The sequence below is a fragment of the Lichenicola sp. genome (genome assembly GCF_965198575.1).
In the GTDB taxonomy this organism is placed as follows: Bacteria; Pseudomonadota; Alphaproteobacteria; order Acetobacterales; family Acetobacteraceae; genus Lichenicola.
On sequence record NZ_OZ240671.1, the window covers coordinates 2,576,848 to 2,595,156 of the forward strand.

Annotated in this window: 20 protein-coding genes, 1 tRNA gene and 1 riboswitch; of the genes, 10 read left to right on the forward strand and 11 right to left on the reverse strand. The window is 63.4% G+C overall.

Annotated elements, in window-relative coordinates; translation table 11 throughout:
* Positions 1–589 precede the first annotated feature (589 nt).
* The 3 genes from ACOEQ2_RS11630 to ACOEQ2_RS11640 are packed head-to-tail and all read left to right on the forward strand — an operon-like array spanning position 590 to position 3,321.
* On the forward strand, positions 590–1,285 hold the full coding sequence (locus tag ACOEQ2_RS11630) for a helix-turn-helix domain-containing protein (protein WP_419728143.1): 696 nt from the start codon (positions 590–592) through the stop codon (positions 1,283–1,285).
* Positions 1,254–2,777, forward strand: coding sequence for a hypothetical protein (locus ACOEQ2_RS11635; protein WP_419728144.1), 1,524 nt, complete (start codon positions 1,254–1,256; stop codon positions 2,775–2,777). The genes ACOEQ2_RS11630 and ACOEQ2_RS11635 overlap by 32 nt, the downstream gene beginning before the upstream one ends.
* Position 2,778: 1 nt before the next feature.
* Positions 2,779–3,321 carry an ATP-binding protein gene (locus ACOEQ2_RS11640; RefSeq protein ID WP_419728145.1) on the forward strand — a complete coding sequence of 181 codons (543 nt, stop codon included), beginning with the start codon at positions 2,779–2,781 and terminating at the stop codon, positions 3,319–3,321.
* A 138-nt stretch (positions 3,322–3,459) separates the two neighbouring features.
* Here the strand turns inward: ACOEQ2_RS11640 and ACOEQ2_RS11645 are convergent, their stop codons facing one another.
* Complete coding sequence (locus tag ACOEQ2_RS11645; RefSeq protein WP_419728146.1) at positions 3,460–3,699, reverse strand: DUF1653 domain-containing protein; 240 nt, start codon at positions 3,697–3,699, stop codon at positions 3,460–3,462.
* 62 nt (positions 3,700–3,761) lie between these two features.
* On the opposite strand from ACOEQ2_RS11645, the gene ACOEQ2_RS11650 reads away from it, so the two are divergent.
* Positions 3,762–4,334, forward strand: coding sequence for a hypothetical protein (locus ACOEQ2_RS11650; protein WP_419728147.1), 573 nt, complete (start codon positions 3,762–3,764; stop codon positions 4,332–4,334).
* Positions 4,335–4,369: 35 nt separating this feature from the next.
* On the opposite strand, the gene ACOEQ2_RS11655 is transcribed toward ACOEQ2_RS11650, so the two are convergent.
* Positions 4,370–4,443: transfer RNA gene (locus ACOEQ2_RS11655), tRNA-Gly, on the reverse strand.
* A gap of 159 nt (positions 4,444–4,602) precedes the next feature.
* A riboswitch (SAM riboswitch) is annotated at positions 4,603–4,682 on the forward strand.
* Positions 4,683–4,779: 97 nt separating this feature from the next.
* Here ACOEQ2_RS11655 and metZ point away from each other — a divergent pair.
* The 4 genes from metZ (at position 4,780) to gndA (ending at position 8,808) form a co-directional block, all read left to right on the forward strand.
* A complete protein-coding gene (gene metZ / locus ACOEQ2_RS11660) occupies positions 4,780–6,030 on the forward strand; it encodes an O-succinylhomoserine sulfhydrylase (protein ID WP_419728148.1) in 1,251 nt (416 codons plus the stop codon).
* Between the two features lie 49 nt (positions 6,031–6,079).
* Complete coding sequence (gene apaG / locus ACOEQ2_RS11665) at positions 6,080–6,520, forward strand: Co2+/Mg2+ efflux protein ApaG (protein ID WP_419731205.1); 441 nt, start codon at positions 6,080–6,082, stop codon at positions 6,518–6,520.
* Between the two features lie 25 nt (positions 6,521–6,545).
* On the forward strand, positions 6,546–7,205 hold the full coding sequence (gene folE / locus ACOEQ2_RS11670; protein WP_419728149.1) for a GTP cyclohydrolase I FolE: 660 nt from the start codon (positions 6,546–6,548) through the stop codon (positions 7,203–7,205).
* A gap of 169 nt (positions 7,206–7,374) precedes the next feature.
* Positions 7,375–8,808, forward strand: coding sequence for an NADP-dependent phosphogluconate dehydrogenase (gndA, locus tag ACOEQ2_RS11675; protein WP_419728150.1), 1,434 nt, complete (start codon positions 7,375–7,377; stop codon positions 8,806–8,808).
* A 7-nt stretch (positions 8,809–8,815) separates the two neighbouring features.
* On the opposite strand, the gene ACOEQ2_RS11680 is transcribed toward gndA, so the two are convergent.
* The 3 genes from ACOEQ2_RS11680 to cynS form a co-directional block, all read right to left on the reverse strand.
* Positions 8,816–10,243 (reverse strand): LLM class flavin-dependent oxidoreductase, encoded by a 1,428-nt coding sequence (locus ACOEQ2_RS11680; RefSeq protein WP_419728151.1) that lies wholly within the window; start codon positions 10,241–10,243, stop codon positions 8,816–8,818.
* Positions 10,244–10,559: 316 nt separating this feature from the next.
* Positions 10,560–11,171 (reverse strand): POTRA domain-containing protein, encoded by a 612-nt coding sequence (locus tag ACOEQ2_RS11685; RefSeq protein WP_419728152.1) that lies wholly within the window; start codon positions 11,169–11,171, stop codon positions 10,560–10,562.
* Positions 11,172–11,193: 22 nt separating this feature from the next.
* Positions 11,194–11,643, reverse strand: a complete 450-nt coding sequence (cynS, locus tag ACOEQ2_RS11690) for a cyanase (protein WP_419728153.1) — start codon at positions 11,641–11,643, stop codon at positions 11,194–11,196.
* A 14-nt stretch (positions 11,644–11,657) separates the two neighbouring features.
* On the opposite strand from cynS, the gene ACOEQ2_RS11695 reads away from it, so the two are divergent.
* Entirely contained in the window at positions 11,658–12,158 is a 501-nt protein-coding gene (locus ACOEQ2_RS11695) for a GNAT family N-acetyltransferase (RefSeq protein WP_419728154.1), read from the forward strand.
* Here ACOEQ2_RS11695 and moaB read toward each other — a convergent pair.
* From moaB to ACOEQ2_RS11720, 5 genes are all read right to left on the reverse strand, one after another.
* The gene (moaB, locus tag ACOEQ2_RS11700) at positions 12,150–12,695 is read right to left on the reverse strand and encodes a molybdenum cofactor biosynthesis protein B (protein WP_419728155.1); all 546 of its coding nucleotides are present in this window, start codon (positions 12,693–12,695) and stop codon (positions 12,150–12,152) included. The genes ACOEQ2_RS11695 and moaB overlap by 9 nt on opposite strands.
* 33 nt (positions 12,696–12,728) lie before the next feature.
* Positions 12,729–13,643 carry an SAM-dependent methyltransferase gene (locus ACOEQ2_RS11705; RefSeq protein WP_419728156.1) on the reverse strand — a complete coding sequence of 305 codons (915 nt, stop codon included), beginning with the start codon at positions 13,641–13,643 and terminating at the stop codon, positions 12,729–12,731.
* A gap of 98 nt (positions 13,644–13,741) precedes the next feature.
* Positions 13,742–14,155 (reverse strand): hypothetical protein, encoded by a 414-nt coding sequence (locus ACOEQ2_RS11710; protein ID WP_419728157.1) that lies wholly within the window; start codon positions 14,153–14,155, stop codon positions 13,742–13,744.
* 94 nt (positions 14,156–14,249) lie between these two features.
* On the reverse strand, positions 14,250–14,657 hold the full coding sequence (locus ACOEQ2_RS11715; protein ID WP_419728158.1) for a hypothetical protein: 408 nt from the start codon (positions 14,655–14,657) through the stop codon (positions 14,250–14,252).
* Positions 14,654–15,601 (reverse strand): hypothetical protein, encoded by a 948-nt coding sequence (locus ACOEQ2_RS11720; RefSeq protein WP_419728159.1) that lies wholly within the window; start codon positions 15,599–15,601, stop codon positions 14,654–14,656. Before ACOEQ2_RS11720 ends, ACOEQ2_RS11715 begins: the two co-directional genes overlap by 4 nt.
* A 329-nt stretch (positions 15,602–15,930) precedes the next feature.
* Between ACOEQ2_RS11720 and ACOEQ2_RS11725 the strand changes: the two genes are divergently transcribed.
* Positions 15,931–16,383 carry an N-acetyltransferase family protein gene (locus ACOEQ2_RS11725; protein ID WP_419728160.1) on the forward strand — a complete coding sequence of 151 codons (453 nt, stop codon included), beginning with the start codon at positions 15,931–15,933 and terminating at the stop codon, positions 16,381–16,383.
* 15 nt (positions 16,384–16,398) lie between these two features.
* Here the strand turns inward: ACOEQ2_RS11725 and ACOEQ2_RS11730 are convergent, their stop codons facing one another.
* A complete protein-coding gene (locus ACOEQ2_RS11730) occupies positions 16,399–18,249 on the reverse strand; it encodes a hypothetical protein (protein WP_419728161.1) in 1,851 nt (616 codons plus the stop codon).
* Between the last annotated feature and the right edge of the window lie 60 nt (positions 18,250–18,309).

Sequence of the window (18,309 nt, forward strand, 5' to 3'; positions counted from 1 at the left end):
ATGATCTGTCACAAATAGTATCGTAAAGGATTCTCGCCCACCCACAGTAACTTCATAACTCGTATCTGTCTCTGGCCCGAGTGTGACCACATCATTAAACACTGCATTTAAAGTTGATCCGATCCGGAGAACAGGGGCAAGGTCTTGAACGCTGCTCCGTTCAACTGGACCCGGAACATAAAGGTAGAAGCGACTAACTGCCGCCATGTTCGTTAACTTCAACCCTATATCGAGCGCATTCGTCCAGCTAGGCATGTCGCGCCACAGGTTGAGGTGAATCTCAACGGCCGGTGGTGCCGCCGGTGTGTCAACATCCGGCGGATCCAAGGACTCCGTAGGTTCATACCAGAGGGCTAGTGTTCCGCGCATAGATCAAAATGTCGCTCATCACCATCGTGAACGCAATGCCATCATCTTCCGGCCGAATATGCCTTGCGTGTAATATTCAGCCGCGATAGGGTTAGTGCGTTCGCTAGGTGAGGCTACTCGGTTGCCAGTTTTAGGTAAGATCTTTGAGGCACGTGCTGGGACAGGTGACGACCTAGGTCGCGTTGGGGAGCGTTTACGCGATATCAGAAAGCTTGCAGGCTTGACGCAAAAGGAATTAGCTGGGCGTCTGCAGATCGGCCAATCCGCGCTCGCGCGTATTGAGAGGCGTAGCGACATCCTTGTTTCAACACTGCGGGACTATCTAAGTGCCTTAGGCGCAACTCTCAGAGTCGGCGCTCACTTCAATGACGCGTCAGGTTTGATTACGGGCTTTGAAGAGGCAGGGCTGCGTTTTGACGTGGCCGACGAACATCAGCTTGTGCTTCCAATTATCGGGGAAGCACCGTTTGTTGCCCGGCGTGACGTCGTATTTAGTATAAAGCCGGAATATAGCGAAAAAATTGTTGATGGGGCTAAGACTATTGAACTCCGGCGTCGCTTTCCAAGTGCGGTAAGTCGTGGAACCTTGGCATTGATTTATGCCACGAGTCCAATAAGGGCGCTTACTGGTGTTGCTGAAATCGGTGAGATTCAACGGTGCTCGCCATCTGAGATCTGGGATCGTTTTGCAAGTCGTGCTTGCATTCCGCATAAGGACTTTGAGTCCTATTTCTCAGGCGTCGAAACAGGTGTGGCAATTGAGCTATGTTGCGCACGCCCGCTGCGCCGGGCGCTTAAGTTAAGCGAGCTGCGGCAACGGTTTAACTTTGAACCACCACAATCGTTTCTGTATGTCACTCGCCAGATGCGGGAAGCTCTTGACTATGAGTGCTCCGAACTACCTAATAGACACTAACGTCTTCATAGGTCTTGAAGATCAGTCTGAAGTGTCGCCGAATTTCGCGGCGTTGCTTCAGCTGGCAGCAAGGCATGGAGTTGGCATATTTATTCATGCAGCGGCTGTCGACGACATTGAACGAGATAAAAACGTTAATCGGCGTCAAGTATCGCTAAGCAAAATTAAAAAGTTCCAAATTATTGTTAAGGTGCGCGATCTAAAAAAGGACGCCTTGTCAGCCGAGTTTGGACCGCTCTCTAAAGTAAACGATGTAGTTGACGCTACGCTTCTTCATTCTCTGCGTTTAGGCGTCGCGGATTTCGTCATAACGGAGGATCGCGGTCTTCATGAACGTGCCCGTCGTTATGCGCCAGAGCTTGCCGATCGGGTTCTTTATGTAGCCGATGCGGTCTTACTTCTTCGATCCTCCTATGAACCGATCGATGTCCCTCTGCGTTATGTTGAAGAGGTCGAGGCGCATAGCATTCCGCAGACAGATCCTATTTTCGTTGGCCTCCGCGACGACTATCCCGGTTTCGACCAGTGGTGGCGTAATAAATGTGTTCAGCCGATGCGGAAGTGTTGGGTTGTCGTGGATGGTGGCAGCCTCTCCGGATTGGTTGTTCGCAAAGACGAGCATACAGACGATACCGACGCAAGGCTTCCTGGGAAGAAGATACTAAAGATTTGCACGTTTAAGGTCAGTCCAGAACAGCGCGGCGTCAAACTTGGTGAACTTCTACTCAAGCAGATTCTGTGGTTCTCTCAGTCAAACAAGTATGATGTCGTTTATCTGACAACTTTTGCGCGACAGGCAACCCTAATAGACTTGCTAGTATATTATGGATTTAGACATACCTACACGAAGAAAAACGAGGAGTTAGTGTACGAGAAGCCGATGGGCATTGACGCGCTACAGCCGGTTTTCGGCGTTTCTTCTTTTGATTTAGCAAGACAAAATTATCCTCGGTTTCATCTCGGTCCATCTGTAAAAGCGTATACAATCCCAATACAAGAAGCGTTTCATGATGCTTTATTTCCAGAACTTGCGGATCACAGCCAGCTTGTGCTTTTTGGAAACTCTCAACCGAAGACTCCAGGTAATACGATTCGAAAAGTTTACCTTTGCCGTGCCCCCGCGCTAATGGAGGATCCAGGAGCAGTAATAATTTTCTACAAGGGAAAATCCGTAATGAGGCCATCACAGGCCGTCACGGCAGTTGGCATCTTTGAAGACATGACACTCGCCTACTCAACAGAGCATCTTAGGCAGTTAGCCGGCGGTCGCTCTGTCTATAGTGAGGTGCAATTGAAACTTCTGGACGCGCGTCCAGAATCGCCTGTAAAAGTCATAAACTTTCTGCTCGCTAGGCACATTGTGCCTGCAGTGACACTGCAAGACTTACGGCGGGACAAGATCCTTTCTGCGCACCCGCAGGCAATAGCTTCTCTTGACGTAGCTAAAACACGAGAGGTGCTGAAACGCGGCTGTATGGGGTTTGAGGTGTGACATGAGCTTAATAGTCTTGGTAGGAATTTCGGGCGTTGGCAAATCCACGTTTCTCGACATCGTGTCTAAGAAGGTCGATTTCCATCATTTTGTTGCCAGCAAGATCATCAGGGATGAGCTCGTGCGACAAGGTGAGGGCGACTTATCTTCGGAAGAACTGCGGCTCGGCGCCATACTCGATAATCAGAGATTACTAGCTAATGGCTTTCTTCACGAGGCCGCTGGGACAACTCTTCCGATCATTCTGGATGGCCACGTGCTCATCGACGGAAAAGACGGTATAGTTCCGATCCCTGCTGAGACATTCCGTCGGATCGGCGCGAAGCATATGGTTTTTCTGCAAGACGAGCCGGATAGGATCAGACTTCGTCGATCGCGCGACGAGATCCGTTCGCGACCCGCACGGACGGTCGAGCAATTGGAGGATCAGCAAGATTACGCGATCAAGACCGCGGCAGTTATTTGCCGGTCGTTGTCGATAGACATGCTGCTTCTTACACCGGCTATGCCAGAGGTGCTGGAACGCTTGCTTCATATGTCGTAGTCATATTATCAGCGACGATCGCTCTCGACGCAGCCAGTTAAAGCCTAACAGGCAATTAGTTAGCGCACGACCGTCAAGGACCTGTTCGGCCTTCCGGGCTCGGCAGAACCAACGTGCATCCGCACACGTTCCAGACCGCTAGCCAGAAACCAGCCCAAACCGCGCCACCACCCGCCCTTCATGCACCACCGTCTCCACCCACATCGCCTGGGGACGCACCCACAGGGAGCCGTCGGCTTCGGCGCGGTAGAGGACCAGCCACTCTTCGGTCTCGCTGTGGCGGGCCAGGCCGGTCACCGTGTAGAAACCGCCCTTGTAGTGCCGGTAGAGGCCAGGCTCAGGCTGCGTTGGCTGCATCGTTTCGCCCTCTCGTCGCATTTCCGGGATCCGTTTATGTTGGGACGGATCGCACTCCGGCGACGCGCCACCAGGAAGTCCACATGATCCGCCGCCTGCCGCTCCTGCTGCCCCTGATGCTGCCGCTGGCACTCGCCATCCCCGCCAACGCGGCACACCACCGCCCGTCGCATGGGCCGGGTGCGGCGCCGGTCATCCTCACCCAGCAGACCGGCAGCGCGCTCGACCGGGCGGCGCGGCTGCTGAACGACCAGGACATCGCCGGCGCGGTCAAGCGCGGCGAGCAGCCGGTGGTGCTGATCGGCTCGGCACCGCTCTCCACCCACCACGGCGACACCGCCCTGTTTGTCCAGGTGCAGTCGGCGAGCCTGTGCGGGTCGGCCGGCTGCTCGACGTCGGTCTATCTCAAGCAGGGCGCCGAGTGGGTGAAGGTGCTGGATTCCGTCAGCGGGCCGATCAAGGTGCTGCCCACCAGCCGCGGCGGCATGCACGACCTCGTGGTCGGCGACAAGGATCGCTGGGTCTGGGCCGGCACCGGATACCAGGACACCCTGCCCGCCGAACCGATCGGCAACCTGAAGCGCTCGGTCGAACGCCACCAGGAACGCGCCCGCGCCCACGCAGCTGCCGCAGCGGCGGCACCTGGCGGTCAGTGATCGCCAGGGATCAGCGCGGGGGGAAGGGAGTGCCGTGGAGCGGATGGAGGGAATCGAACCCTCGTATGCAGCTTGGGAAGCTGCCGTTCTACCATTGAACTACACCCGCCCGGATCGCCGTCGCGGTGGCACTGTCTCCGGGATTATAAGTCGGCCTCCGTCGGTTCGCAACGGCGGCCAGGGGGCGCAATGACGGTCGGGGCGGGCTTCGCGTCAGTGTTGACGGGGGCGGGGCGGGGCTCCTAGAACTTGGGACTGATCGCGGTCATCCGGGGTCCCTCGTGATTTGTCCGGCCGGCTTGCGGCGAGGTGAAACAAGCGCGCTAAAGAGGCTCAGGCGGTGGCTCGCGCGATGCGGCCCGTCTCGGCAGCCACGGCTCGGGCATCCACCACCTCCCGGAAGCGCGGGCCCGCCCGTGTTCTTCGATCGATCGGGGACGCCGAGATGAACGACCAGCCTGACGACCACGCCGCCGCATATAGGCCCGCCACCCTGCTGGTGCATGCCGGCACCGAGCGCACCCCGTATGGCGAGACCAGCGAGGCGATGTTCCTCACCTCCGGCTTCGTGTACGACGACGCCGAGCAGGCCGAAGCGACCTTCCTCGGCCAGGCCACGCACTACCAGTACAGCCGCTTCGGCAACCCGACCGTCGCCATGTTCGAGCGCCGAATGGCGATGCTGGAAGGGGCCGAGGCCTGCCGCGCCACCGCCACCGGCATGGCCGCGGTCAGCTCGGCGCTGCTCAGCCACCTGAAGGCGGGCGACCGCATCGTGGCCGCGCGGGCGCTGTTCGGCTCGTGCTACTGGATCGTCGCCACGCTGCTGCCGCGCTACGGCATCGAGAGCGTGTTCGTCGATGGCGGCGACCTGGCGGCCTGGGCCGAGGCGCTGTCGGTGCCGACGGCGTGCGTGCTGCTCGAAACACCGTCGAACCCGATGCTCGACATCGTCGACATGCGGGCGGTGTGCGACATGGCGCACCAGGCGGGCGCCGTCGTGGTCGTCGATAACGTGTTTGCGACGCCGCTGCTGCAGAAGCCGCTCGAGTTCGGCGCCGACGTGGTGGTGTATTCCTGCACCAAGCATATCGACGGCCAGGGCCGCGTGCTCGGCGGAGCGGTGCTCGGCCGCAAGGCGTGGATCGAGGAGACGCTGCAGCCGTTCATCCGCAACACCGGGCCGGCGATGTCGCCGTTCAACGCGTGGGTGCTGCTTAAGGGACTGGAGACGCTGGCGTTGCGGGTGAATGCCATGACCCGCAATGCGGAGACGGTGGCGGACTTCCTGGCGAGCGCGCCGGGGGTGTCGCGGGTGTGGTATCCGGGTCGGGCGGACCATCCGCAGGCCGAGCTGGCGATGCGGCAGATGACCGATGGCGGCACGCTGGTGACGTTCGAGGTGGAGGGCGGCAAGGAGGCTGCGTTCCGGCTGATGAACGCGCTGCGGCTGATCGCGGTGTCGAACAACCTGGGCGACAGCCGGTCGATGGTGACGCACCCGGCGACCACCACCCATATGAAGATCGGTGCCGAGGCGCGCGCCCTGCTGGGCATCACCGACGGGGCGATCCGGCTGTCGGTCGGGCTCGAGGACGTGCGCGACCTGACGGATGATCTTTCGCGCGGTCTGGCGTTGCTGTCGGCAGGCGGGCATGCGGATGTGGTCCAGCCGGGGCGCCAGGCAGCGGAATGAAGGGTCGGCCGTCATGAAGGACAAGGGACGCGTGCCGGTGCATGTGGCGATGGACACCGACCTCGGGTCGGGCGATGGCCCCGGTGGTGGCGGCGACTACTCGAGCGTCACCCGCGACATCAAGGTAAGCGTGCGGTCGTTCTATCTCGAGGACCAGTCGCAGCCGGAGGATCGCCAGTACCTCTGGGCGTACCGGATCCGCATCGAGAATCACGGGGCCGAGAATGTCAGGCTGCTGCGTCGGACCTGGCTGATCACCGACGCGGCCGGACGGGTGCAGCACGTTCAGGGCGAGGGTGTGGTCGGCGAGCAGCCGCAGCTCGATCCGGGGGAGGCGTTCGAATACACATCGGGCACGCCGCTGGAGACGCCGTCTGGATTCATGTCCGGCGCCTACCACATGATCGCCACCGTATCGGGGGAGCGCTTCGACGTGGCGATCCCGCCATTCAGCCTGGACAGCCCGCACCAGCCGGGCATCGTCCACTAGTCACAGGAGCGCGGGCGACCGTCGCATGGACAAGCTCATCGACATCCTGGAGGACGGCATTCTCGGCGAGGCCGGTGCGTCCGAGCTCGCCGCGGCGCGGCCGAGCCAGGAGGAGGCGGAGGCGGCAGTTCGCACGCTGCTGCGCTGGGCCGGCGAGGATCCCACCCGGGAGGGCCTGCTCGATACACCACGGCGGGTGGTGCGTTCGTACAACGAGTTCTTCCAGGGTTACTCGGACGACCCAGTCGCGATGCTGGCCCGCACCTTCGAGGAGGTCGAGGATTACGACGAGATCGTGCTGCTGCGCGATATCCGGTTCGAGAGCCATTGCGAGCACCACATGGTGCCGATCATCGGCCGCGCGCATGTGGCCTACCTGCCGGCGCGGCGTGTGGTTGGGATCAGCAAGCTGGCGCGCGTGGTCGATGTGTATGCCAGGCGGCTGCAGATCCAGGAGCGGCTGACGGCGCAGATCGCCAACACCATCAACGACGTGCTGCAGCCGCATGGCGTGGCGGTGATCCTCGAGGCGGGGCATCAGTGCATGACTACGCGTGGCGTGCATCGTCCGGGCGTGTCGATGGTCACCAGCCGGATGCTGGGCGTCTTCCGCGACAACTCCGACACGCGGAAGGAGCTGCTGGCGATGCTGAGCCGGCCGTCCGCCGCCAGCCCCTTCGATTGAGAGGGCGCTCGATCATGCGCTACGGCGGTCATCCGATGCGGCTTTGCTGCGCGACGGTGCTTACAGAGCCACACGGGCGGCGCTGAGGGGCGTCTCTGACTCGCCGTAGCATAGTCTCGAACGGTCTCGCTTCGTGGGCCGACAAGAACAAACCAAGGAGGAAATGGTCATGACGGAATTGGCGGATCTTGGGGTTACCGGGCTCGCAACGATGGGGGCGAACCTGGCGCGGAATGCGGCGCGCAACGGGTTCCGGGTCGCAGTGCATAACCGCACCCAGGCAAAAACCGACGCGCTGCTCGAGGAGCATGGGTCGGAGGGTGCGTTCGTCGGATCGACGACCTCGGCGGACTTCATCTCCAAGCTGGCGAAGCCGCGCGTCGTGCTGATCATGGTCAAGGCGGGTCAGCCGACCGACGCGGTGATCGACGAGCTGCTGCCGCTGATGGAGAAGGGCGACATCCTGGTCGATGGCGGCAACGCTTTGTTCGAGGATACCAGGCGCCGCGAGAAGAAGGTGTCCGAGGCCGGGCTGCATTATGTCGGCATGGGCGTGTCCGGCGGCGAGGAGGGCGCGCTGCTCGGGCCATCGATGATGCCGGGCGGCCGCAAGGAAGCCTGGGATCGGGTCGCGCCGATCTTCACGAAAATGGCGGTGTCGGTCGACGGCACGCCGTGCTGCGCGCTGATGGGTCCGGACGGCGCCGGCCACTACGTCAAGATGGTGCATAACGGTATCGAATATGCCGACATGCAGCTCATCGCCGAGGCGTATGACCTGCTCCGCACGGTGTACGGCAAGAGCGCCGGCGAAATCAGCGACATCTTCGGCGACTGGAAGACCGGCGACCTCGATTCGTATCTGATCGAGATCACCGCGGCGGTGTTGCGCAAGCAGGATCCGTCGGGGACGGGCGCGCTGGTGGATGTGATCGTCGACGAGGCCGAGCAGAAGGGCACCGGCCGCTGGACCGCACAATCGGCACTCGAACTCGGTGTGCCGATCACCGCCATCACCGAGGCGGTGTTCGCGCGCGCGCTCTCCGGCCGGCCGAAGCAGCGCCAGGCGGCAGAGGCGGCACTGGGCGGCATCCGCGGCGAGGTGCGCACTGCCGGCAAGGCAGAAATCGACAAGATCCGCGACGCGCTGCTGGCCTCGAAGATCGTGGCGTATGCGCAGGGGTTCGAGCAGCTGGCGGTGGCGTCCGAGACCTACAAGTGGAACCTCGATCTCGGCATGATCGCGACCATCTGGCGCGGCGGCTGCATCATTCGCGCAGCCTTCCTCGATCGCATCCGCGAGGGCTATGCGAGCGAGGGTGACCGGCCGAGCCTGCTGCTGCAGTCGTATTTCGCCGACGCGGTGAAGAAGGCGGAACCGGCCTGGCGCGATGTCGTGATGCTGGCGGCAGAGACCGGTGTTGCGGTGCCGGCTTTCGCGTCGTCGCTCGCCTATTTCGACGGGCTGCGTCGTGCCCATGGTCCGGCAAACCTGCTGCAGGGCCTGCGCGACTATTTCGGCGCGCACACCTATCGCCGGACCGACAAGCCTGGCTCGTTCCACATCCGCTGGAGCCAGGACGGCACCGAAATCGAGGGCTGATCCGCGCTCAGGCAGGCGTCCGGATGCTGGCCGGTGCGGGGAACCGCAACCGGTCGGCAGGGGCGGCGAGGGCAGCCGGATCGCGATACCGAGCGCCGAAATGCTCGTCCGGAAGTCGCGCGTGGCCGGCGCCAAAGGTGCGTTCGCGGAGCGTCTCGCCGTCGGTGTAGGACGTGCGGTAGCGGCCGCGCCGGCGCAGTTCCGGTACTACCAGCTCAATGAAGTCGCGCGCGGTTTCGAAGCTCAGATATTGCCGCAGGTTGATCCCGTCGATGCCGTCCTCGTCGAGCCAGATCTCGATCTGGTCGGCAACGATGTCGGGCGTGCCGGCGACGAAGAAGCGGTCCTCGTGCAGGCTCGCCATCTGGTCGAGCGCCTGTCCCACGGTCTGGTCGCGGCTGAACCGGCGCAGCAGCGTCGTGGCGCGCGGCACGCCATCATCGATCAGGCTGCCGAGCAGCCGGTCACGGGGGTAGGCGGGCAGGTCGATCGCGGTCAGCGCATGCGCCAGCGCTGCGTCCACACTGACCAGCTTGCGGTAGCTCTCGAGCTTGTCCGCGACCTCGACATCGTTGCGCCCGACGATGATGCCCGCCATGACGACGAACCGGACCGCATCCGGCTGCCGTCCGTGCGCCACCAGCCGCTCTCGCACGCGCGCAATATTGCGCCTGACATCAACCTGGCTGTGGCCCCCGATGAACAGCACCTCCGCATGGCGGGCGGCGAATTCAAGCCCGGCGGTGGACCCGGACGCCTGGTACAGCAACGGGGTGCGCTGCAGTGACGGCTGCGAAAGATGCGGTCCGGCAACCTGGTAGTTTTCACCGACATGGTTGATGTAGCGGACCTTCGACGGATCGGTGTAGATGCGCCGCGCGCGGTCCTGGATCACCGCATCGTCGTCCCAGGATCCCTCCCAGAGCTTGTAGAGCACGTCGAGATACTCGTCGGCGATCTCGTAGCGATGGTCGTGCGGCACCTCCGCCGGATGGCCGAAATTGGCGGCTGCATTCGGCAGGTATGACGTCACGATATTCCAGCCGACGCGGCCCTTGGTGAGATGGTCCAGCGTCGACATGCGGCGGGCAAATGCGAAGGGCGGCTCGTAGGTGGTCGAGAACGTGACCCCGAATCCGACATTGCGGGTGACCGCCGCCATTGCCGGGATCACCAGGAGCGGGTCGTTGACCGGGATCTGCATCGCCTCGCGCAGCGCGATGTCGGGGCCGCCGCGGAACACGTCATAGGTGCCGATGACGTCGGCCAGGAACACCGCGTCGAACATGCCGTGCTCGACCAGCTGAGCGGTTTCGGTCCAGAACTCGATATCGTTGAATCGGTGGCGGTTATTGTCCGGATGCACCCACAGCCCGTGCATGATGTGACTGACGCAGTTCATCTCGAACAGATTGACGTGCAGCGTCTTGGGCATCGGGGTTTCCTTCGCTCACGTCGGACGGTGGGTGGGAGCCGGAACGCCGCATCCCGGGCGGCACTCGTGCGGCACACACTGCAAGGGATCCGACGCGTCCGGCAATCTCGCGCCCCGATGAACGGCGCGGAATAGTCGCCGCCATCCGGCCGGGTGAGCGGGGCAGGCGTGATGGCGGCGCTTCCGGAGTGAGGTCCGCATGGCCCACTGGCGTCTGATCGACGGGGGTGCTGAGCCGTGGATGATGCTGCCGGAAGCGCCGCGTCACCCACCGGTTATAGCGGCCCTCGCCCTAACAAAAGGTGAACGTCGGTGCTCACGAGGTTTTCTCGACCACCGTGAACACCAGGTCGACATGCTGCGGCGTCGTGTTGGTCCAGCCGCTGTTGATCGTCGCCCCGACATTGGCCTTCTTGTAGAGCGCCAGGATCGCGGTCTGGGCAGCGGCGATCTTCTCGTTGGTCAGGGTGTCGCCCGGATGCAGGTTTGCGGCGGCGAGGATCTTGTCCGTGCTGATCTTCTTGTTGCCGGCGACGCCGACGTGGTCGGCAGTGATGCCGATATGCGTGACGGTCGGTGCGACGGGCGCCTGTTCGGTAAAGGTGTAGGTGAGCAGGGCAACCTTGCGCGGCGTGATGGTCTTGCGGATGCTCAGCGACGCGCCGACGTTGTGCTTTCGATACACCTGCTCCACGGCATCGGTTTCCTGGCTCATGCCGGCCTCGTCGATCTTCTCGCCCGGCTGGATCGGCAATGCCGATTGCAGGTCCGCGGTCGGCACCTGATCGTTGCCGACGAACGTGACCTTTCCCAGCGTGTAGCTGCCGGCGGGGGCAGCGTTCGCGGCAGCGCCCGGCAGCATCGAGATCGGCAGGGCCGCAAGAGCGCCGGCCACCAGTGCCGCGGGGAGTTTGGGCAGCTTCGTCATCAGGTCTATCCTCAAGGCGCGTTCAGTAGGATTTGTAGGGCAGGAACTTGCCGCTCATGGTGATCGAGACGCGGTCGCCGGCATTGTTCGGCTCTCGCTGCATGTCCATCCGGAAATCGATGGCGCTCATGATGCCGTCGCCGAATTCCTCGTGGATCAATGCCTTGAAGGTCGTGCCATACACAGAGACCAATTCATAGAACCGGTAGATCAGCGGATCGGTCGGCACGGCGGTGGGCAGGGATCCGCGGTAGGGCGGCACCTGCAGCAGCTTGATCTCGAACGGATCGAGGCCGAGCGTGTCGCCGATCGCCTCCGCCGCTTGCGCCGGGAGCGTCATCTGCCCGAGCAGACCGGCAGTGACGAACTCCTTCGACAGCCCGTCGGCGAGTGCGGCCAACTCGGTCCAGGACAGGTCGCGCTCGATCTTGATCCGCACGATCTTTTCGGTCAGTTCCGCACGCGTCGTCATGAGGTGTGATCCCGATGCCTGAACCGATAGAACGGGGACCGCCGGCCGCGGTCAATGAGGCCCGGATGCTGGCGCTCAATAATGCCCATGCAGAGCAGACCTCGCTGCTGGATGCCGCCCGGCTGCGGCAGATGCTGGAGATGGCGTTCCGGGTCGCCACGGTAGGCGCGCTCGATGCGTTCCTGATCGCATTCGACCAGGACGCGGCCTACGCGAGCCCCAATTTCCTGTGGCTGCGGGCACGTCACGACCGCTTCGTCTATGTCGACCGGATCGTCACCGCGCCGGAAGCGCGTGGGCGTGGCTTGGCCGCCGGGTTGTATGGCGACCTGTTCGAGGCCGCAGCCGATGCGGGCCACGACCGGGTGCTGTGCGAGGTCAACCTGCTGCCGCCGAACCCCGGCTCCGACGCGTTCCATGCCCGGATGGGCTTCACCGAGATCGGCCGGGCCACGACAGCGGACGGTGCCAAGACGGTGCGCTACCTCGAGCGCCTGCTACGCGCGTCAGGCTGAAGGCGGCATGTGCTCCTTCAGGCGGGGCATCAGCTCAACGAAGTTACAGGGCGCGTGGCGGCTGTCGAGCTGCCACACCAAGATGTCGTCCCAGCCATCCTTGACCGCCCCGGAACTGCCCGGCAGCGCGAACAGGTAGGTCCCGTTGGCGACCCCGGCGATGGCACGCGACTGGATCGTGGAGGTGCCGATCTTCTGGTAGCTCAGCATCCGGAACAGCTCGCCGAAGCCCTCGATGCGCTTCTCGACCACCTGGTCGTAGGCCTCCGGGGTCACGTCACGGCCGGTCACGCCGGTGCCGCCGGTGCTGATCACCACGTCGATCGAAGCGTCGGCGATCCAGCCGCGCAACCGGTCGGCGATGCGTCCGGCATCGTCCGGCACGATCGCGCGGTCGGCCAGCACGTGACCGGCAGCCTCCACACGGGCAGCGAGGATGTCGCCGGAGGTGTCGTTGGCGGCGGTGCGGCTGTCCGACACGGTCAGGACGGCGATGCGGACGGGAAGGAAGGTTCGGGAGAGATCGAGACGGGACATGGCGCCGACATGAGCAACCTGGCGGGGCGCACGTCAATCCGCGGTACGGCGAACACCCGGCACTTCGACGCAGACGTGACCGGCGGCGCGGACCAGGGCTGCCTCACCGGGGTGCGGCGACAGGCGCACCAGCTTGGCACCTTGGCTCGCCAACTCGACGATCCGCACGACCGCATCCCCGGCCGTGATCTCGAGACGCGACGCATCGCGCCTGGCGAGTTCCAGCACGGCAGCGCTCTCGCTGGCCTCATACAGGATGATGTCGGCCTCGCCGAGCAGTCGCAGGGCCCGCAGCGTCACCAGGTCGGCGTCGCCCGGGCCCGGATCGACCAGGTAGGCAATACCCTGTTCCGGATGCTTGCCGGCCTCGGCCGCCGCGCCGAGTGCGTCGCGATAGGCCGCCTCCGCGTCGGCCTCGCGCCCGGCCAGCATCAGCTCGGCAACGGGGCCGCTGAACGCCGCCTCCAGCATGCGCCGGCGCCGCAGCACGTCCGGCAGGATGCGCCTGGTTTCCGCCTGCATGCGGTCGGCGAGGGCGGCCAGCTTGCCGAACCCGGGCGGCACCAGGGATTCGATCCGCGCCCGCAGCAGCCGCGCCAGCACCGGTGCGGCACCGCCCGAGGCGATGGCAATCTGCAACGGTGCACGAGACACCACCGCCGGCGTCGAGTAGCCGGACAGCGACGGACGATCGACCACGTTGAACGGGATGCCGCGGCGACGGGCTTCGGTGGTCATCGCCAGCAGGTCCGGCTCCGGCGCCTCGGCACCGACCGCGATGACGCACCCATCCAGCATCGCCGGCTCGAACCCGGACGGGATGTGCCGCACGTCGGCACCGCAGGCGCGCAGGGTCGTGGCGCGGCGGTCGGCAGCCTCGCCATCACCAAGGACCAGGGCAGGGCGACCGTCGAGATCGAGGAACAGCGGGAGGAGGGGTTTCGGCATGGAGTTCATTCCGGCTTTGGAAGCCTGGAGCGACTGCCGATAGAGCATGTATGGCTGGGGGCCATGCGGCGCTAGATCAGGTGTGCCCGAGCTCGAATTCAGGGACGGGTTCTGAGCTGGAGCAGCCAATATGCTGCAGGGAAATGGCACAGGGCAGCGGCCAACCCAAAATATGTCGGAATAAACGGCATACCTGAACGCGCGATTGCGAGAAACAGACAGACCAGCGTTGCAAAGAGCGATGCCATGAGGACAGCAACAATCACAGCCAGGACCGCTCGTCGGATGCCTGTTCCCAGGCGACTCCACCGCGTCAGCCGCTCACTGAACCCGATTGCGAGCGCCAGCACCGTGCAGATAACACCGCTCTGCCCGACACTATCGATCGTGTCCTTCCCGAACATCCCGGCAACCGCTGCCCAAAGTCCAATGCCGGCGAATGCTATTCCTGCAAAAGCGAAGGCATAACTTATGAAATAGCCAGGTGGCGGCCGATGTTTGGTTTCGATCACCTATGCACCGCGCCCCGGACGGATCGTTCATTCAGGATTCGCGGCTTGGGCAATGATGTGGTCTCTGAGCAACGGACATGCTTGAAAGCCGGAGTCAGGTTCTGAGCTTGAGCAACCAGTATGCCGCACTGATCTGACACACGGCTGCCGCCACCCCGAATATCATGGCGATATCGGGAAGGCCCAGACGCGCTACTGCCAGGAACAGACAGACCAGCGTCGCCAGGAACGATCCCGCCAGCACGCCGATGATAACCGCCAGGATCGAGCGCCGAACCTCCGGCCGTAACCGCTCCCATCGCGTTGCCCGCTCGCTGAACATGGTCGCGAACCCCAGCACGGTACTAATCGAACCCCCGTCGTTGACGCCATCGAGCGGGTTAGCCCCGACGACCCCCGCTACGGCTGCCCACAGCCCAATCCCAGCGCATGCTATTCCTGTGCAGGCGAAGGCGAAACTTATGAAATAGCTGGGTGATGGCTCGCGCGTCGTGTCAATCATGCATGCACCGCGACGCAATGGATCTGCAGACCCCGCAGGAACCTGTTGAGCACGCTCTGGTCGGTCGTGAACTCCTCTTTCAACAGCAGGAAGATCGAGCCTGTGCCGGACCCGCGCGGGATCATCTCGTGCAGCCGGAGCCCCCTCAGCTGCTCAGCCCTGATCTGTGATCGCAGCCGCGCTTTCTCGGCAATTTCCGCATAACGCTTTGCCCGCTCGGCGCTCGCAGATCTTGCTGCCAGAGCATCGGCAGCCAGGGCCGTTTTCTTCGAAACTTCTGCCAAATCCCTGACTTCGCGATACTCTCGAATTGCCTTGAGCCCGCCCCAGGCCAGATCCGGCAATGTTGCCAGCGTCGCCACCAACCGAATAATCTCGGTTCTCTTCTTAAGTCCTTCAGCCCGCTCCTGGTCTCCGGCCATTTCCAGGCCGTAGGCGGTCCCATCGAGGAGGAGTAGTAAGGAGCCGCCGAAAATTGCAATGCCTCCCAGTGTTCCTATGCCGGTCACCAGAAGCCCGACGGAGAACGCGACGCACAGAACGTCCAGTGCCACTCCGGCTGCGTCATCCCGGTTCTGGGACAACACCCGCATGAGCGGAGCGGCGAGTGCCTTGCCGAATGCAAGCTGCGCGTCGGATTGTGCCAGTTCGGCTTTCCCGAGACGATCGAGTGCCTGCAAAGCCACCGCCTTGGTTTCCTCCCAGAACGTGTTCGGCCGGGCGGGGACGACCGGGCTGGCGTCCGGCCGCCACTCGAAGACCGCGACGTCGCCATATCCATCGCCGTCCCGACGCGGCGCCCGGAGCGGATAGACACTCCCGTTCGCTGCCCACGCGACCCCGACATCCGGAGAAAATGCCCTGTCGACAAATCGGCTCAAGTTGAGTTGGGCATCGTGGGCGTTGGCATACGGGCCCCAGTCAGCCGACATCACGATCGCCACGCCCATGCTCCGGATTTGCCGTCAGACGTTTCTAGACCGGCTCATCGGGCTTGTTAAGCGCGTCTTGTTCGGAACTTTCCTCAGGCGGAGAGTTCGCAATTGACGATGGCATTGTCTAAAAAGTCAGAATGGAAAAAAGGACTTCTCTTGGCTGATCAGCCGCTTGAATCATCTGGGCCGGTATCTGCTTTCGAACGACCTGCAACCCGGACGTCCGTGCCCCGTGCAAAGGCATGTCGAGGCGTCGTCGTGCTCGTCATTGGAGCGATTCGGGAACACGCAGATGCAGGTCCGGCCCGGCTTCAAGTTTTCACGACCGAAGACGTCTCGTGAGCAGCCGCTACGGACTGGAAATCCGCGCTGCCGCCGCGGCTGATGCGCCTGGACTGTCCGACCTGCTCGGCCGTTACGGCCATGCGGTGGAGCCGCGCATCCTCGCCGAGCGGCTCGACGCTTTGCGCGCGGAGCCGGGCACGGCGCTGATCGCGCTCGAGTGGGGGCCGCCGAGCGGGCTGGTTGTGGTCCACTGGTATCGCACGCTGGAGTTCGCGACGCCGATCGCCCAGGTCACGACGCTGCTGGTCGACGAAGACGCGCGTCGCCGCGGGATCGGCCGGCTGCTGGTCAAGGCCGGCGCACAGGCAGCGCGGGTTGCCGGCAGCGATACGCTGGAGCTTTTGGCGCCACCGGATCACGCCGATCTGCGCGCGTTCTGCCTCGCCACCGGCTTCACCGAAGCGGGCAGCCGCTTCTCGCGGGCGTTGCGCAAGAAGAGCGGCTGAAGGCCTCGGCGCCGTTCAGATCCTGTTGGCAGCCGTATCGCGTGCCGTGTGCAGCGCAACCCATGCGGGTGCGTCGGCCAGAGCCTGATCGTATTGTGTCAGAGCCGCCCGCCACTTGCCCTGCCGGGCGAGCACGTCACCCCAAGCTTTGAGCGGATCGGCCCAATTCGGGCCCCGGGCATGGGCGGCGGTGAGCTTGGCAGTGGCGCCAGCGAGATCGCCGTGGCGGGCGAGGGCCACCCCCCACGAGTAGTAGCCGGCGGGGAGGTCCGGTGCCATCGCCACGCTCTCGGCATAGGCCTCTTGCGCGCCGGGCCAGTCGCCGCGGCCATCCAGGATGTCGCCGCGGAAACGCGCGCAGTCGACAAAGTGTCCACCGGCAGCCAGCGCGGCGTCGGCCTGTGCCCGATGGCCGGCCAGTTCCTCGGCGGGGGCGATCCAGCAGCCGATGCCGGCGAAGTGGGCAGCACTGCTCCTGTTTGAGAGGGCCCTGCCGAGTGCTTCCATCTCGGCTGCGGCACGTGGTCCATCGCCGCTTTCCATGGCCTGGAAGCCGGCAACGAAGGGCGCCACGACCTCCAGGCTCGAGTCTCCGGCTCCGACCCTGGAGGTCGCGAGCTGCAGGCGGGCATCTGCCGCGTCGTGCATCCTGATGTCGGCATTGGCGATCGCCGGCCCGTCGGCGACTACGTTTCTCCCCACACCATCGGACGAGTCGGCCACCAGAGCCGCGCGCACGGCCGAAAGGTTCCAGGTCATAAAGTCCCAGGGTTTATAGACCAGCTCATCAACCCTCCCGGGACGACCTCCTGCCAGGTTGCGCATGACCTCACTGGTTTTCCAGGCGCCCTCCTCATTCCCGAGGACGATCTGGTTCAAGGCAATGCATTCATAGGCGCCCCAGCTCGCAGGATCGAACCTCAGCGACTGGCGGAAGAGCTCGATCTGCAGCTCGGGCGATCCGCCGCTGCGCCTGAGCGCCAGACCCCATAAGTAAAGCAGGAAGGATCGGTTCTTGCCGGATGTTTCCGAGAGCTTGGACTTGATGAACGCGATCGCCTCGTCTTCGCGATCGGAATACTCGAGATACGACGCGTAAAGTGGCGGCTGCGACTCGCCGTACACATATTCGGCTGCTTCGGTGGTCAATCGGCCAAGATCGCCGGCCGCGCCGGTGAAGTTCCGGGCCAGCACGTCGGAACCGCGCACCATCAGCACCAGGGCGCCGGTCTCGGTCTGCAGCAGGGTGCCGCCGATATGCAGTTCGTGGCCGAAGCGCGACTTCAGCATGCGGTCGAGCTCGCCGATCGAGACCCCGGTTTCCGGCAGCTCGACCTTGATGTCGTTGCTCCAGGCGCTGGACACGTCCCGCTTGACGATCGTGTGTTTGCCGGTCCCGAGCCGGGTCAGCTCGTCAAGCACCAGCCCGGCGACGACCTGTCCGGACAGGCCACGCGCGGCGAGGTCGGGTGGCGCGTCGAAGATGTCGACGATCACCGAGCGGGCGGTGAAGGCGTCATAGACCATGACGGCCATGCCGAGCCCGATGAGGGCTGCGACCAGGAACACGAACATCTGCGTGGCCACACGGAGCCGGTCGCTGAAGCGGCGCACCCGCAGGTGCGAGAGCTGGAGCACCCGCTGCTCGTGCAGGTGCTCGGACTGGATGGCGACGAAGCGCGCCTGTTTTTCGAGATACTCCACACCGGCTTTCTCCGCCGGCGCCCAACCCGATCGAGCCGCGTCCATGGCGATCCCGACGGCTGCGGGATCGGCACCCGACGCGAGCATTTCGGCCTCGGGGCTCTCCTCCTCGCCTCCGGAGAGAACCTTCCTGAAAAACCCGCCTTCCGGCATGGTGCGCACCCGAAACAACCTCGTGCAGTTTCGCGACCTTATTTCCGGAATACACAAGCGGATTGATAC